At 71.7% G+C, this 15,463-nt stretch carries 12 protein-coding genes; 5 read left to right on the top strand and 7 right to left on the bottom strand.

Annotated elements, in window-relative coordinates; all coding sequences use genetic code 11:
• Positions 1–15: 15 nt before the first annotated feature.
• Both ACFC1I_RS17910 and ACFC1I_RS17905 read right to left on the bottom strand, forming a co-directional pair.
• Positions 16–2,886, bottom strand: coding sequence for a LamG-like jellyroll fold domain-containing protein (locus tag ACFC1I_RS17910; protein ID WP_376012490.1), 2,871 nt, complete (start codon positions 2,884–2,886; stop codon positions 16–18).
• A gap of 50 nt (positions 2,887–2,936) precedes the next feature.
• Positions 2,937–4,496, bottom strand: a complete 1,560-nt coding sequence (locus tag ACFC1I_RS17905) for a hypothetical protein (RefSeq protein WP_376012487.1) — start codon at positions 4,494–4,496, stop codon at positions 2,937–2,939.
• Positions 4,497–4,710: 214 nt separating this feature from the next.
• Between ACFC1I_RS17905 and ACFC1I_RS17900 the strand changes: the two genes are divergently transcribed.
• Positions 4,711–5,244 carry a hypothetical protein gene (locus ACFC1I_RS17900; RefSeq protein ID WP_376012484.1) on the top strand — a complete coding sequence of 178 codons (534 nt, stop codon included), beginning with the start codon at positions 4,711–4,713 and terminating at the stop codon, positions 5,242–5,244.
• 40 nt (positions 5,245–5,284) lie between these two features.
• Here the strand turns inward: ACFC1I_RS17900 and ACFC1I_RS17895 are convergent, their stop codons facing one another.
• Positions 5,285–5,878 carry an NADPH-dependent FMN reductase gene (locus ACFC1I_RS17895; RefSeq protein ID WP_376012482.1) on the bottom strand — a complete coding sequence of 198 codons (594 nt, stop codon included), beginning with the start codon at positions 5,876–5,878 and terminating at the stop codon, positions 5,285–5,287.
• Positions 5,879–6,019: 141 nt separating this feature from the next.
• Here ACFC1I_RS17895 and ACFC1I_RS17890 point away from each other — a divergent pair, with 141 nt between their 5' ends.
• On the top strand, positions 6,020–7,762 hold the full coding sequence (locus tag ACFC1I_RS17890; protein WP_376012479.1) for a hypothetical protein: 1,743 nt from the start codon (positions 6,020–6,022) through the stop codon (positions 7,760–7,762).
• A complete protein-coding gene (locus ACFC1I_RS17885) occupies positions 7,759–9,102 on the top strand; it encodes a hypothetical protein (RefSeq protein ID WP_376012476.1) in 1,344 nt (447 codons plus the stop codon). The genes ACFC1I_RS17890 and ACFC1I_RS17885 overlap by 4 nt, the downstream gene beginning before the upstream one ends.
• A gap of 119 nt (positions 9,103–9,221) precedes the next feature.
• On the opposite strand, the gene ACFC1I_RS17880 is transcribed toward ACFC1I_RS17885, so the two are convergent.
• A complete protein-coding gene (locus ACFC1I_RS17880; protein WP_376013102.1) occupies positions 9,222–10,604 on the bottom strand; it encodes an FtsX-like permease family protein in 1,383 nt (460 codons plus the stop codon).
• 98 nt (positions 10,605–10,702) lie between these two features.
• Positions 10,703–11,515, bottom strand: coding sequence for an ABC transporter ATP-binding protein (locus tag ACFC1I_RS17875; RefSeq protein WP_376012473.1), 813 nt, complete (start codon positions 11,513–11,515; stop codon positions 10,703–10,705).
• Positions 11,516–11,653: 138 nt separating this feature from the next.
• On the opposite strand from ACFC1I_RS17875, the gene ACFC1I_RS17870 reads away from it, so the two are divergent.
• Complete coding sequence (locus ACFC1I_RS17870; RefSeq protein WP_376012469.1) at positions 11,654–12,343, top strand: hemerythrin domain-containing protein; 690 nt, start codon at positions 11,654–11,656, stop codon at positions 12,341–12,343.
• A gap of 2 nt (positions 12,344–12,345) precedes the next feature.
• Here ACFC1I_RS17870 and ACFC1I_RS17865 read toward each other — a convergent pair whose 3' ends face one another.
• Together ACFC1I_RS17865 and ACFC1I_RS17860 are read right to left on the bottom strand one after the other, a co-directional pair.
• Positions 12,346–12,984 carry a response regulator gene (locus tag ACFC1I_RS17865; RefSeq protein ID WP_376012466.1) on the bottom strand — a complete coding sequence of 213 codons (639 nt, stop codon included), beginning with the start codon at positions 12,982–12,984 and terminating at the stop codon, positions 12,346–12,348.
• A 136-nt stretch (positions 12,985–13,120) separates the two neighbouring features.
• Positions 13,121–14,299 (bottom strand): histidine kinase, encoded by a 1,179-nt coding sequence (locus ACFC1I_RS17860; protein WP_376012463.1) that lies wholly within the window; start codon positions 14,297–14,299, stop codon positions 13,121–13,123.
• 311 nt (positions 14,300–14,610) lie between these two features.
• On the opposite strand from ACFC1I_RS17860, the gene ACFC1I_RS17855 reads away from it, so the two are divergent.
• Positions 14,611–15,459 carry a nitrilase-related carbon-nitrogen hydrolase gene (locus ACFC1I_RS17855; protein WP_376012460.1) on the top strand — a complete coding sequence of 283 codons (849 nt, stop codon included), beginning with the start codon at positions 14,611–14,613 and terminating at the stop codon, positions 15,457–15,459.
• Positions 15,460–15,463: the final 4 nt, after the last annotated feature.

Raw genomic sequence — 15,463 nt, 5'->3', positions numbered from 1 at the left:
ACCGTCCCGCGATCGTCAGCCGACGCGGCGGCGACGCACGGCGAACACGCCGAGCACGACGGCGGCGGCCGCCGCCAGCGCGAGCACGACGAGAACCGTGGTGGTGATGCCGGTCACCGCGAGCTCGCTCGCCGACGGGCTGCCCGCCACCTCACCCGCGGCATCGCCCGAGCCGGAGCCCGACCCCGATCCAGGGCCCGAGTCCGACCCCGGGTCCGACCCCGACCCCGACCCCGCATCCGGCCCGCCGGAGCCGGCGCCCGGGTCGACGAACACGGTGTTCCAGCCGATCATCTCGCCCTCGGCGGTGTACGCCGCGACGCGGTGCACGCCCGGTGCGAGTGTCACCGGCGTCGTGAGGCTGATCGCTCCGTCGGCCACGGTGCCCGCGCCGAGCGCCGTCGGGCTCGAGAACGCGAAGGCGCTGATCTCGGTGCCGTCGTACTCCTCGGGCAGTTCGATCGTGATCGTGTCACCGGGCGCGAACGTCTCGGGCGTGATCGTGATGCGCCCCTGGAGGTCGGGCATCGTCTCGGGGTCGGCCGGCGCCCAGCCGGCGTCCTCGGCGATCACGACGACCGCCTCGTACGGCGTGCCGTCGCGCGAGCCCATCGACTGCACGAACGACAGCGGGTGGGAGCCCGACCCCGCGATGGCGTCGTCGAGCGCGACCGCCCAGCGGCCGTCCGCGCCGACCTCGGCCGTGCCGCGCATCGCGCCCGCGACCTCGACGCGCACCGAGGCGCCCGGGTGCCCGGTGCCCTCGAACGCGGCGATCTCGGCGTCGGCGGGCTGCACCTGGCTGAGGTCGGTGCCGAGCGCGAACGCGCCGCCGTCACCGTCGATGTCCACGCGGTTGTAGAGGAACTCGCCGGTGTCGAGCGCGCGCTCGACGATGCGGGTCTCGCCGACGCAGCCGTGCCAGCCGTGGTCGGGCTCGGTGTACCAGGTCGAGGTGCCGATCATCCACGGCATGTAGTCCTCGGCGATCATGCCGCCGACGCCCGAGGCGTTGCGCAGCACGGGCACGCCGTCGACGTACATGATGACGGTGCGCTTGGCCGGGTCGTTGACGATGGCGACGTGGTGCCACGCGCCGGGCATGATCTCGCCCGACCACAGCGTGTACGAGTTCGCCGTCGCGGTGTCGGCCGCCGAGAACTGGTACTCGCGCAGGTTCGAGATGCCGAGCCACGAGGCGCCGGCACCGGGGTCGGACGAGTCGCGGATGCCCGCCCATTCGCGCGCGCCGCCGCGCGTGATCGCCGAGCTCCAGCGGTTGTCGGTCTCGGTCCATTCCGGATCGAGCTGCAGGAACGTCTCGAGCGTGTAGCCCTGGTCGGCGTCGAGGTCGGCGAAGGTCGCCGGTGCGCCGTACTCGGTCGTCAGGTACGACAGGCGGTCGGGGCCGCCATCGGGGTCGCGGTAGACGTTCGAGAAGCAGGCGGCGCCGAGGTCGGCCGAGTAGAACGCGGAGTTCTCGTGGGTGACGGTGAGGTCGTCGAGCTCTTCCGGCGCGTCGGTCTCGTCGATCGGGTTGCGGAACATCGGGCTCTCGCCGGCGACGTCGGGGACGACGGTGTTCTCGTCGACCGCACCCGCCGCGACGTCGCCGAAGCGCCAGTGCGCGACGGTGCCGTCGGCCGTCAGATAGTCCTGCGCGTTGCCGGGGGCGTGCAGCGCCGCGCCCGCATCGTCGCCGTCCCAGTCCTTCGACACGATCTGCTTCGCGCGCTCCGACAGGTCGATGCCGTTCTCGTCGGCGGGGTCGACCGTCCACCCGAAGCGGGCGCCGAAGTCGAGCGGCAGGCTGAACGACTGCCAGGTGCCGTCGAGCACCGGCCGGTCGGACGAGGTCAGCGACTCCAGGTGCTTCACCGCGACCCATGGCGAGACGGTCTCGACGTCGATGGCGTTGTTCGACAGGTCGAACTCGAACAGCGACATGATGCCGTTGCCGCCGTCCGCGGCCATCTGGTAGTCGGTCAGCACCTGGTGCACCGGGTTGCCGGCGTCGTTCAGGCGCGTCTGCGAGGTGGCGCCGTGGAAGTGGCCGTTGAGCGTCAGGATGATCTGGTCGTTGCGGCGGATCAGCTTCTCCCAGAGCTCCTCGCCCCACCCCCAGCTCGCGGGCGACACCTGGTCCTCGGCGATGTTGATGATCGCGTGCGACGACAGGATCACCGGCACACCCGGGTGCGCGTCGAGGATGCCCTGCGCCCACGTGAACGTGTCGTCCGACGCGTTCCACGCCAGCGCCAGCGACATCCAGGTGTGCCCCTCGGCCTCGAACAGGTACGCGCTCGACAGGCCGTCCTGGAACGTGCCGATGAGCGCCGGACCGGCCTGCGCGGCGAGGTTCGCCGCGCCGAAGCGGGCCAGGTAGTTGCCGGAGCTCGCCACCGACGAGCGCGCGCCGGAGTTCTTCACATCGTGGTTGCCTGGCACGACCGAGTACGGCATGCCGCCGTCGGTGAGGATGCGCATCGCCTTCGCGGCGGCATCCCATTCACCGCCGACCCACTCCTGGTCGACGACGTCGCCGACGTGCACGGTGAAGGGCATGTCGAGCTCGTCCTGGTGCTCGACGATCCACTGCGCCTGCACCTCGAAGGGGTTGGTGCCGTAGCTCGGCACGAACTGCGAGGCGCTGTAGCGCGAATAGAACTGGGTGTCGGGCAGCACCGGCAGCACGAAGCTCGACCGGTCGCCTGCGGGCGTCTCGGCCGCGACGGCCACACTCGTGGCGGACGAAGGGATGCTGCCGGCCGGCGCCTGCGGAGCGGCGAACGCCGCGGCACCCGTCGTGATGATCAGGCCCGCCGCGACGGCGAGCGACGCGGTGGCGAGCACGCCGCGGGCGCGGCGCGGTGCGGGGGAATGCATCGGGGTTCCTTGCGAAAGGGTGTCGGGGAAGGTGGAGTCGGCGCGCATCGTCAGCTCGCCGGCACGGCGCCGGGTCCGTAGACTTCGACCTCGGACAGCGACATCCAGGTGTCGGCGGACTTGTGGGCGATGACGACGCGCACACCGGTGCTGAGCACAGTGCTGCTGTCGACGACGAGGCTGAGATCGGGCGACGCGTTCGCCGCGGGCCACGTCGTTCCGGCGGCCGGAAGGTCGCGCCAGCCGCCGGTGAGCGTGCGGTACTGCACCGTCACCGAGCCGATGTTCTTCGTGCCGCCGATGTCGTACACGGCGGCGCCCGTGATCTGGCGCGGCGCGTCGAAGTAGAACGACACGGTGTTCGGGTTGACGCGGTTCGCCGCGCCGCCGCTGCGCCAGTCGGCGAAGCCGGGGGCGGTGCGCACCCCGTCGGTGAGGGCGAAGCCGGTGTCGTCCTTGTGCGTGAAGGTGTAGTGCACGCCCGGCTCGCGGAGGACGTTGACCTCTGCCACGGCGACGACGGTCACGACGAGCTGCGCGGCGAAGCCGGTCGCCTGCGTCGCGGGCACGGTGAACGTTCCCTCCGCCGCCATCGACGCGTCGCTCACTGCCGACCAGTCCCACGTGACGGGGGCGGTGACGGTCACGTCCGAGCCCGAGACGGTGCGCTCGACCTTGCTCGGGGCGAGCATGCGCAGCTGCGCCACGGTCATGCCGACGTGCGCCGAGACCGGCACGTCGCGGGCTGCGCCGAGAGACCCGACGAGGTACTCCGCGACGACCGGCACGGCCTCGCCGAAGTAGCCGGTCGCGGTGCCGGTGACGCGCACGGTGCCTTCGGACCGCCAGGCGCCCGCACCCGGGTCGGTCCAGGCGATCGGCGTGAGTGCGTGGCTCAGCCCCCAGCTGTACGAGGCGTCGAGCGACGACGGCAGGGCCGGCGCGACGCCGCGGTCGGTGCGGCCGGTGACCGGCGCGACCGTCGCGTCGAGCGAGCGCAGGTACCACTTCTGCACGGTGGCGCTGCCCGCGTCGTAGGTCTGGATCTCTGCACCGTCAGCCGTGGCCCAGTTGTACATGTCGAGCGCCGCCGTGGCTCCGCTCGTGTAGGCGCGCACGTTGTGCAGGTACACCGCCCCGCCGCCCGCGTCGACCGCGCGCCACTGGGCCCCGGGGTCTGCGGCGGCCTCGGCGACCGTCAGGTCGGAGATCTCCAGGTAGCGCGCGAACGCGTCGTCGTTCGCCTTGCGCGCGAGCACCTCGCCGTCGGCGTTCGCGAAGACGTAGGTGTTCGCGGCACCGGTCACGGGGTACGCGAGCACTGCCTGCGCGCGCAGGGACGCAGCATCCGTCGCCTTCGAGAAGATCGCGGCAGCGGCGGGCCAGGGCGCGTCGGAGGGGCCGGTCGACTGGGCGTCGTCGGCGCCGATCTCGAGCACCTTGCCGGCGGCGTGCACGTTCTCGACGAGATACGGCACCGGCTCGCCGAGCGTCGCGGTCGCTTCGGCGGGGGCCGATGCGACCGACGGCGCGGCGAGCGCCAAGGTGAGGGCGACGGCGCCGCCGATCGCGGAGAGATGCCGGAGTGTCCGGCGAGTGTGGGGACTCATTCCCGGGGTCCTTTCGCGGCCGCGCTCGGGGAGGCGCAGGCCACGGGCGAAGGTATCGACCGGTTGTCCGGTTGCGGGGAGCAGTCGGTGAACGTTCGCCGACGCCGAAGTGAATGTCGAGCATCGCTCGGTTTTGTGATACGCCTGCTTCCAGAACTCGCGCCGCGCGCACAAGCCCAAGCCCGGCCGCAGCGCGAGTGCGACACTGGACCGCATGCGGATCCTGCTGAAGTTCGTGATCGACTGCGACGCCGACGCCGCATGGCGCGCGGTGCACTCGCCGAGGGCCGTGGCCGAGCTCTACGGCCCGCTGCTCGACCTCGCCCCGCTCGTGCCGAGCGGGCTGCCCACGGCATGGACCCCCGGCGACGACGTGCCGGTGCAGCTGTCGGCGCTCGGCGCGGTGCCGATGGGGCGCCAGCTCATCCACGTCAGCGAACGCGCGATCGAAGAGCCCGGCGGCCGTGTCCGGATCTTCCGCGACAGCGGCATCCCGCTCACCGGCCCGCTCGCGAGCCTCGACGTGTGGGACCACCAGATGGCGGTCTCCCCCGCGCCGGGTCAGCCCGGCAAGACGCTGTGGCGCGACCGCCTCGTGATCGGCGGCCCGACCGCGCCGCTTCTCTGGCCGGTGCTGTGGGGGATGTGGCAGTGGCGCGCCGCGCGCGTCCGCGCCCTCGCCCCGACCTGGGCGCACGACCCCGAACCGGTCGCCGCCGACCCCGTCGACGCCGATCCGGCGAAGTAGAGGGATGGTGGATGCTGCGGGCCGCAGCATCCACCATCAATCAGTCCTGCGGGATCACCGTCAGCACGCGCGCCGTGTACTCGCAGAACTTGCGCATGAAGGTGCGGAGGAACTCCTCGACTTCGGGAACCGTCACACGACCGTCCTCCTCGATGAGGCCGGGCGTGATCTGGATGTAGGCCTCGGGCGAGGTCATCTGCCGCGCGTTGAGGTAGCTCAGCGTGCTGCGCAGGGTCTGCTGCCCGACGGCGGTGCCGATCTTGCCGGGTGAGCCGCCGATGACGCCGGTGGGCTTGTCCTCCCAGGCGTTGTCGCCGTACGGCCGGCTGCCCCAGTCGATCGCGTTCTTGAGCGGCCCGGGGATCGACCGGTTGTACTCGGGGGTGACGAACAGCACGGCGTCGGCCGACTCGACCGCCGCCTTGAAATCGATCGCGACCTGCGGATAGTCCCCGTCGAGATCGCGGTTGTACAGCGGGAGGTCGGCGTAGCGGATCTCGAAGAACTCCAGCTCCGTGGGGGCCAGGCGCTCGAGAGCGTCGGCGAGCCGCCGGTTGACGGATTCGCGCGAGAGGCTGCCGACGATCACGCCGACGCGGTAGGGCGGTTCGTGCTCAACGATCTCGATCTGCATGGGGCCCAGCCTGCCCGGGGTCCGCGGCGCGCGACACCCCCTTGCGCACACGCCACCGGGGTATCAGGCCCGCGCAGCCGACCCTCTTCCAGAGCGGGGGAAGACGGCGCATTGTGGGAGCCGGAGACCTGGGGGGGTGACATGGCGAACGGTGTCGAGTTCGCGGAACCGGCCGACGAACCGCGCACGCACGTCACGCTGAGGCTCATCGCGCAGGACCCGTCGGTGAGCGGCGACGACGACCGGATCCTCACCGCCCACGTGAAGGTGCCGTGGTCGCGCATGGAGGACGGACCCCGCGGATCGCGGTTGCACGTGGTCGACTACGACACCGCGACCGGCCGGTACGTCAAGCACGAGCCGTTGGGCAAGGACGACCTGTTCGCGGACGCCGACGATCACCTCCTGCGCACCGACTGGGCCTTCCACGCGCAGCACGTGTACGCCACCGCGGCCCGCACGCTCGCGACGTTCGAGACGGCGCTGGGCCGGCGGCTGCCATGGGGATTCCGCAGCCACCAGCTGTTCCTCGTGCCGCACGCCTTCGCCGAGGCCAACGCCTACTACTCGTTCGAGGACCGCGCCCTGCTGTTCGGCTACGTGCCGCCGCCCGATCCGACCGGCGAGGCGATCTACACATGCCTCAGCCACGACGTGGTCGTGCACGAGACGACGCACGCGGTGCTCGACGGGTTGCGGGGCCGGTTCCTCGAGCCGAGCCTGCCCGACCAGGCCGCGTTCCACGAGGGCTTCGCCGACATCGTCGCACTGCTGTCGGTGTTCTCGATGCGCCCCGTCATCGAGCAGGCGCTCGGAAAGCCCGACAAGAGCGGGCGCATCCCCCGCAGCCACGTGGAGCCCGAGGCGCTGCGCAGGAACATGCTCGCTCGCGTCGCCGAGCAGATCGGCAGCGTGCTGACGCAGGGCCGAGGCGCGCTGCGGGAGTCGGCGCTGAGACCGCCGCCCGCCGACTGGGCGAAGCGCACCGATTTCCTCGAGCCGCATCGCCGCGGCGAGGTACTGGTGGCGATCGCCTTCGATCTGCTCATCGACATCTGGGACATGCGGCTTCAGGCCCTGTTCTCGCGGCCGAACGGCGAGGCGGCGAGCGGCAAGGGGGTCACGGTCGACCGCGCGCGGGCCGCCGAGGAGGGCGCCAAGGCGGCCTTCCAGCTCCTCACGATGCTGATCCGCGGCCTCGACTACCTCCCGCCCGTCGAGTTCGACTTCGGCGACCTGCTCAACGCGGTGCTGCTGTCCGACAACGAGGTCGTGCCCGACGACGACCTCGGCTATCGCAAGCTCCTGGTCGACGGGTTCGCGAAGGCCGGCATCACGCTGCCGTCGGGCCGGGTGACCGATGTGCTCGAATCCGAACTGCCGCCGCGCTACCTGGGGATCAACTTCGCGGGCCTGCGCAGCGACCGCGACGAGGTGTCGCGCTTCCTCTGGCAGAACGCCCGCCGCCTCGACGTGTCGACCGACTACTACACCGTGATCGAGTCGGTGCTGCCGACGCAGCGGATCGGTCCCGACGGGCTCATCGTGCCGGAGTCGGTCGCCACCTACGTGCAGATGGCCGACATGACCGCCCGTGAGTTCACCGACGAGTCGGGCCTCCAGCTCTCCCCCGCGATCGATCCGCAGACGCCGGTGCAGCTGTTCGGCGGCGGAACGCTGATCTTCGACCAGTTCGGCCGACTGAAGCTCCACATCCACAAGCGGCTCGACGACTGGCGGCGCCAGCAGCTGCGGCTCGACCATCTCGCACGCACCGGCCGCATGGACGCGCAGCGTCGGCTCGGCTTCTCGGACGGCGCGGCCCGTGGGCAGACGTTCGCCGAGCTGCACCGCACCGAGCAGAGCTCCGGGGAGGCATGGTGAGCACCCCGATCCGCGTCCGCGTGCGCATGTACCAGGTCGGCTTCGGCGACTGCTTCCTCGTGTCGGTCGAGTACGACGCACCACTCGCCGACGGCCGCGCCGAGCGGCACCTCCTCATCGACTACGGCACGAGCCGCTCGCCCCGTGAGGGCATGGCCCGAGGTCGCATGGGCGACGTCGCCGCGATGATCGAGAAGCACACCGGCGGTGAGCTCGACGTGCTCGTGGTGACCCATCGGCACCGCGACCACCTGCGCGGGTTCGAGGTCGATGCCGGCGCGGCGATCATGAGGAAGCTCGCGCCGAAGCTCGTGCTGCGATCGTGGACCGAGGATCCCCGGCTGTCGGCGACGGCGACCGGCCCGGGCGGTGCAGAACCGGCTGACGCGGGATCGGATGCTGCGGACCCGCCGAACGGTCTCAGCAGAGCGTCCGTGCGATACGCCGCGATGCTGGCGCAGGCGCAGGAGCACGTCGCCAAGCTGACGCAGCTCGTCGGCCTCGACGACGACGTCAAGGCCGCCGCAGAGGACCAGCTCAAGAACGCCGAAGCGGTGGCGCTGCTGGACGAGCTCTCGCTCGGCGACCGCGGCCGCTACCTGCACGCCGGAGTGGCCTCCGGCATCGACGACATGGTCCCCGGGATGCGCGCGACCGTTCTCGGTCCGCCGACCGTCGACCAGGACCCGCGCGTCGCGAGGCAGCGCGACGACGACCCGGAGTACTGGCTCCGCGCACTCGGGGCCTCGCTGCGGGTCGTCGGCTCGGGCGCCGACGCGGGTGCCGGCGCCGTCGCGCCGATCGCGCACGGCCCCGGACCGGTGCGGTGGCTCATCGACCGCCTCGCGAACCAGCGCTCGCTGTCGGCCGCGCGCCTGGTGCGCGACCTCGACGACGCCCTCAACAACACCAGCATCATCCTGCTGCTCGAGATCGAGGGCCTCTCGATGCTGTTCCCGGGCGACGCGCAGATCGAGAACTGGCGTCTCACGCTGGAGCGGCTTCCCGGCGAGCCCGCGCTGCGCGACCGCCTGGCCCGCATCGACCTGTACAAGGTCGGCCATCACGGCAGCCGCAACGCCACGCCCCGCTCGCTGCACGCGCTGTGGAAGGACCGCAAGGCCGACGAGCCCCGTCTCGCGGCCGTCATGTCGACCCGCCAGGACGTCCACGGCGAGGGCGACGGCTCCGTGCCGCAGCCGCAGCTCGTCACCGCCCTGCGCGAAGTCTCCGACCTCTACTCGACCGACGACCTCACGGGCGGCGAGGAGTGGATCGAGCTCGAGGCCGACGCGAAGCGCGGGCCCTTCCGCCAGGTCCCGTTCGTCAAAGACGGATGAGGATGCTGCGGCGCGAAGCCCTGCGCCGCAGCATCCATCCGTCCCGCCGAGCGTTTCCCTGCTCACCTGTCACGAAGCGCCGGCCCCGGCGGCACTTCGTGACAGGTGAACAGACCGGTTCAGTCGGCGAGGGCCTCGACCGGCGCGACGCGCGTCGCAAGCCGCGTGGGCACCACCGCCGCGACCAGCGTCAGCACCGCCGTCGCGACCACGATGATCGCGACCGGGAGCCACGGCACGGCCGGCGCGACGAAGGTCGGCGCCGAGAACGACGGCGGCACCGCGACGGCGCCGAGGAGCGACTGCGCTCCGGCCCAGCCGTACGCGACGCCGAGCACGAGCCCCGTCACGGTCGCGGTGATCGTGATGTGCGCGGCCTCGAGCAGCACCATGCGGCGCACCTGTCCGGTCGAGACGCCGAGCGCGCGCAGCAGCCCGAGCTCGCGGCGGCGCTGAACGACGCCGATCGTGAGGAGGTTCACGAGCCCGACCGCGGCGATGACGGCCGACACCGCGACGAGGCCCATCATGATCCCGGCGAACGTGTCGAGCAGCGTCGTCATCTCCTGCGGGGCCTCGCCGCCGGCGGACGCCGTCAGCACCGCCTTCACCGTCTCGAGCGCGACCGCGAACATCGTCACCAGCGTCACGCCCATCACGACGCCGATCGCCATGCGGCTCGAGCGCTCCGGGTAGCGCAGCGCGTTCTCGGACGCGAGCCGCGCCGTCGCCGACGACCCGAACAGCCGGCCGACGAGCCGCAGCACCGGCGGCATGACGAGCGTCGCGCCCAGCGCGAGGCCGGTGAACGAGAAGATCCCGCCGAAGAACGCGACGACCACCCCAAGCGGCGTCACGAGCCCGAGCACGATGCCGCCCGCGAGCAGCGCGCCGCCGATCGCGAACAGCGCGATCGCCGCGCCGTTGCGCGCACCCTTGCGAGCGAACGCGTCGTGGGATGCCTCGACCGACCCGCCGAGCGCCTGCAGCGGCGTCACCGTCAGCACACGTCGCGAGCCCGCCCATGCCGCGGCCCACGTCGTGAGCGCGACGATGACCGCCGGGATCACGAGCACCGGCTGCACGACCGCGTACTCGACGCCGTCGATGCCGAGCAGTGCCGAGGCGAGCACGACGCCCGCCCACGAGACGAGCGTGCCGCCGACGAGCCCGAGCACGGCGCCGATGACCCCGACGACGAGCCCCTGGCGCGCGACCTCGGCCCGCTGCGAGCGCGCCGACGCACCGATCAGCCGCAGCAGCGCGATGCGGCGGGTGCGGCCGGCGATCACGGTCGCGAAGGTGTTCGCGGTGACGATCGCCGCGACGTACACGGCGACGCCGATCAGCAGGAAGCTCATGATCCCGAGCACGATCGCGAGCGTGCCGCTGTCGCCGATGTAGGGGTCCGCCTTGAGCACGGCGGCGATGAACCCGGTCGCACTCAGCAGGATCGCGCCGAACGCGCTCGAGATCGCCGCGACCAGGACGCTCGCCCCCATGCCCCGCTCACGCAGCCACGCGAGCGGCGGGGCGGCCTTTCGGGAGATGGATGCTGCGCCCCCAGGCATCCGCCCGGTCCGCGCTTCAGCGATCGCGGTCACGACGCCACCGCCGCGGCACTCGCGGGGGCTGCCGCGCCGGCGGGTGCGGCCGCACCGAGTTCGGACGCGAGCATGTACGCCGAGATCTCTTCCGCGCTCTGGCGCGGCTTGTCGGCGACGATGCGGCCGTCGCCGAGGAACAGCACGCGGTCGGCATGGGACGCGGCGACCGGGTCGTGCGTCACCATGGCGATCGACTGGCCGTGCTCCCGCGTGGCCGCGGCGAGGAGCGCCAGCACCTCGCGACCCGACCGCGAGTCGAGGTTGCCCGTGGGCTCGTCGGCGAAGACGAGGTCGGGGGCGGTCGCGAGGGCCCGGGCGATCGCGACGCGCTGCTGCTGGCCGCCCGACAGCTGGTGCGGCCGGTGGTTCAGGCGCGACGTGAGCCCGAGCCGGTCGACGAGCCCGTCGATGCGCGCGCGCTCGAGGGCGGTGGGACGGCGGCCGTCGAGGTCGAACGGCAGCAGGATGTTGCCGAGCGCGTCGAGGGTGGGCACGAGGTTGAAGGCCTGGAACACGAACCCGACGCGGCGGCGCCGCAGGATCGTGAGCTCGAGGTCCGAAAGCCCGGTGATGTCGGTGTCGCCGATCCAGGCGCGCCCCGACGACGGCGCGTCGAGGCCCGCCATGATGTGCATGATCGTCGACTTGCCCGAGCCCGACGGCCCCATGATCGCGGTGAACTCGCCGCGGCGGATGCCGACGCTCACGCCGTCGAGCGCGTGCACCGCGCTCTCGCCGGCGCCGTAGGTCTTGGTGAGCTGCTGCACCCGGGCGGCGAGCCCCAGGTCGGTCGATGAGAGTTCCATGCCTCCGACGGTACGAACGCCCTCGTGTCGCTCGCGTCGCCCGCAAGAGGCATCCGACTACATCTCGAGGATGACCTTCCGCCCGCCGTGGCTCAGGACTAGCCTCGCGTCGAGCCCGAACCGAAGCGAGGAGCAACGATGCCCGCCACGCCCCTGCCGCCGAGCGGCGACCTCCCCCGCGGACCGAAGACGTGCGACGCGAGCGGCATGGCCGAGATCCACCGCATGTTCAAGCGCGGGTTCGGCGAGGGGACCGGCCTCGTGCGGGCGGTGCGCGAGGGCGACACCGCGCACGCCGAGGTCGTCGCGACGCAGCTCCACACGCTGTCGCTCGGCCTGCACGCCCACCACGAGGGCGAGGACGAACGGCTCTGGCCCGCGCTCGACGAGCGGGCTCCCTCGTGCGCCGCGCACGTCGAGCGCATGAAGGCGCAGCACGCCGAACTGCTCGTGCACCTGACGGCACTCGATCGCGCGCTGCCCGCGTGGCGCACGTCGGCGTCAGCGACGGATGCCGAGCCCGTGGTCGCCGCGCTCGCCGGCGTGAACGCGGCCATGGCCGTGCACCTCCCCGACGAGGAGACCAACATCGTGCCGGTGATGGAGTACACGATCACCGAGGCCGAGGTCGAGTGGTTCGCCGAGCACGGGCGCAGCGCGATCCCGAAGGGTCAGACCTGGCAGCAGCTCGGCGAGATCCTCGCGTCGCAGCCCGACGGCGGCGACGAATGGCTGCACAAGCACATGCCCGCGCCCGGCCGCCTCGCCTGGCGCCTCATCGGGCGCCGCGCCTACGCGAAGCACCGCGCCGCACTCGAGGGCCGCTGACCTCAGACCAGGCCGTGCTCGAACGCGAAGACCACGAGCTGCACGCGGTCGCGCAGGCCCAGCTTCGTGAGGATGCGGCTGATGTGCGTCTTCACCGTGGCCTCCGAGAGGTACTCCCGCGCGGCGATCTCGGCGTTCGACAGCCCGCGCGCGGCAAGCGCGAAGATCTCACGCTCACGCTCGGTGAGCTCGGCATAGGCGGGCGGGATCGCTCGGGGCGCAGCATCCGTGAATCTCTCGAACAGCTCTCGAGTGGCGGATGCTGCGATCACGGCCGACCCCGCATGCACGGTGCGGATCGCCGCGAGGAGGAACTCGGGGTCGGCGTCCTTGAGGAGGAACCCGCTCGCCCCCTGGCGGATCGCACGGGCCGCCGCCTCGTCGAGGTCGAACGTCGTGAGCATCACGATGCGCGGCGGATCGGGGTCGGTGAGCAGCTCGGCGGTGGCGGCGAGGCCGTCCATGACCGGCATGCGGATGTCCATGAGCACGACGTCCGGCCGCGATCCGCGCACGGCGCCGAGCGCCTCGCGCCCGTCGGACGCCTCGGCCACGACCTCGAGGTCGGGCTGCGAGTCCACGAGCATGCGGATGCCGGCGCGGAACAGCGACTGGTCGTCGACCAAAGCCACCCTGATCATCGTTGGTCCTCCCGACCACAGAATCGGATCCGCACCTGCGGACGGCGGCCACGACACGCCGGAGAGTGGATGCCGCGACCCGGCGTGTCGCCGGACCGCTCCGCACCTGCGGATCCGAGGTTGTGTACGAGCGGGCTCAACCGGCCCCTCCGATCGGGATGACGGCGCGCACGATGAACGCGCCGCCTTCGTCGGCCGCATCGAGCCGGCCGCCGGCGAGCTGCGCGCGCTCGCGCATTCCGATGATGCCGTGGCCCGACCGTCCGGGCTGCGCGCCCGGCACGACGGGGTTGCGCACGTCGAGCTCGACGCGGTCGGGGAGCCACGACAGCCGCACGTCGACCGAGCCCTCGGGAGCGCCGTGCCGGAGCGCGTTGGTGAGCGCCTCCTGCAGGATGCGGTACACCGCGAGCTGCACGGCCGCGGGCGGTTCGCCTGGCGGCGCGGGGTCGACGTCGACGCGCAGCTGCACCCCGGCGGTCCGCACCTGCGCGTACAGCTCCTCGAGGTCGGCGATCGTGGGCTGCGGCCCGTCGCCCTGGCGGTGTCGCAGCTGCCCGAGCAGCAGCCGCACGTCGGCGAGGGCCGAGCGGGCGGTGGTCGAGATCGTCGCGAGGGCGTCGGTCGCGACGGCCGGGTCGGCGGCCGCCGCATACCGTGCGCCGTCGGCCTGGGCGATCACGACCGCGAGCGAATGGGCGACGACGTCGTGCATGTCGCGCGCGATGCGCACCCGCTCCTGCTCGGCGACCGTCTCGGCCTCGGCGCGCTGCTGCGCCTCGCGGTTCTCGCGCGCCCGCACGGCGGTGCGCACGAGGGCGCCGATGGTCCACGACAGGAGCAGCGCGAAGACAGCCGCGACGAGTACGGCCAGCGCGATGGGAATCGTGCTCCACGTCACACCGGCGGAACCGAAATACGGACCGATCACGAGGTAGATCGTGATCACGAGAGCGCCGACGAACGACGACGCGAACCCGAGCCAGAACACCAGCTGCGTTCCGTAGGCGGCGGTCGCGTACAGAACCGCGAAGATCGCGATGTCGGCGAGACCGGGCGGGCGGCCCCAACCCATCTGCAGCACGGCTCCCGCCCACGCGATACCGAGGCTCAGGCCGGGCGAGAGCCGCCGGACCGCCAGTGCGCCGGCGAAGATCAGCACATTGACCAGGCTGGCGAGAGACGGCGGCGGCGCGAACGACCCCTGCAGGCCACCCGTCACCGCCAGGGTCTCGATCGGCCACGTCACGAGGAAGAACACCACGGCGAGAGAGACGTCGACGACGATCTGATAGCGCTTCAGGCTGCGGAACACCCGTTTCACGGTACGGGAGCGCCGGCACCGCGGCATCCGTCCCGCGCTGTATCCGCCGTGGGCGAGGTCAGCCGAGCGATGTAGACGGACACGGATGCTGCAGCATCCCGTTCCCTCGATCCATAAGGTCTGCCCAGCCGACCATTGCGCCGCACCGGGCAAGGCTTTACTGTCGCGTCACAGGCCGAAACCGACGGGAAACGTCGGATCGCCAGGATCGGGAAGCGGGGCTGCTCCATCGATCGGACCCCGCCCGACCCGCCCGAGGGACGGACGAACACGGCGCCAGCCGGTTCACGAACGGAGAGACGATGACGACGGTACGCGCGGCGATTTCGCAGACCACCTGGACGGGCGACAAGGAGTCGATGCTCGACAAGCACGAGGGGTTCGCGCGCGACGCCGCGTCCCAGGGTGCGCAGGTGGTGTGCTTCCAGGAGCTGTTCTACGGGCCCTACTTCGGGATCACGCAGGACAAGAAGTACTACCGCTTCGCGGAGCCTGCGGACGGGCCGATCGTGCAGCGCTTCGCCGCGATCGCGAAGGAGCTCGGGACGGTGATGGTGCTGCCGATCTACGAGGAGGCCGAGACCGGGGTGTACTACAACACCGCCGTGCTCGTGGATGCCGACGGCACGATCCTCGGCAAGTACCGCAAGCACCACCTCCCGCATCTCGACCGGTTCTGGGAGAAGTTCTACTTCCGGCCGGGCAACATGGGCTACCCCGTCTTCGACACCGCCGTCGGCCGGATCGGCATGTACATCTGCTACGACCGCCACTTCCCCGAGGGCTGGCGCGAGCTGGGCCTGAACGACGCGCACATCGTCTTCAACCCGAACGCCACCAAGCCCGGCCTGTCGAACCGGCTGTGGGAGGTCGAGGGTCCGGCCGCGGCCGTGGCGAACGGGTACTTCGTGCTGCAGCCCAACCGCGTCGGCCGCGAGGACAACGAGTACGGCGACCTCGCCGTCGACTTCTACGGCACCAGCCAGGTCATCGACCCGCGGGGTGACTTCGTCGGCGAGCGCGGCTCAGGCACGCACGAGGAGCTGCTGGTGCGCGACCTCGATCTCGACATGGTGCGCGAGATGCGCGACGACTGGCAGTTCTACCGCGATCGCCGGCCCGACTCCTACACGAAGATCGCGAAGCCGTAAGGGG

It is taken from the genome of Microbacterium sp. NPDC056044 (genome assembly GCF_042267145.1).
Taxonomy (GTDB): domain Bacteria; phylum Actinomycetota; class Actinomycetes; order Actinomycetales; family Microbacteriaceae; genus Microbacterium.
The sequence above is the reverse complement of the archived record's forward strand: the minus strand, read 5'-3'. Positions and strand labels throughout refer to the sequence as shown.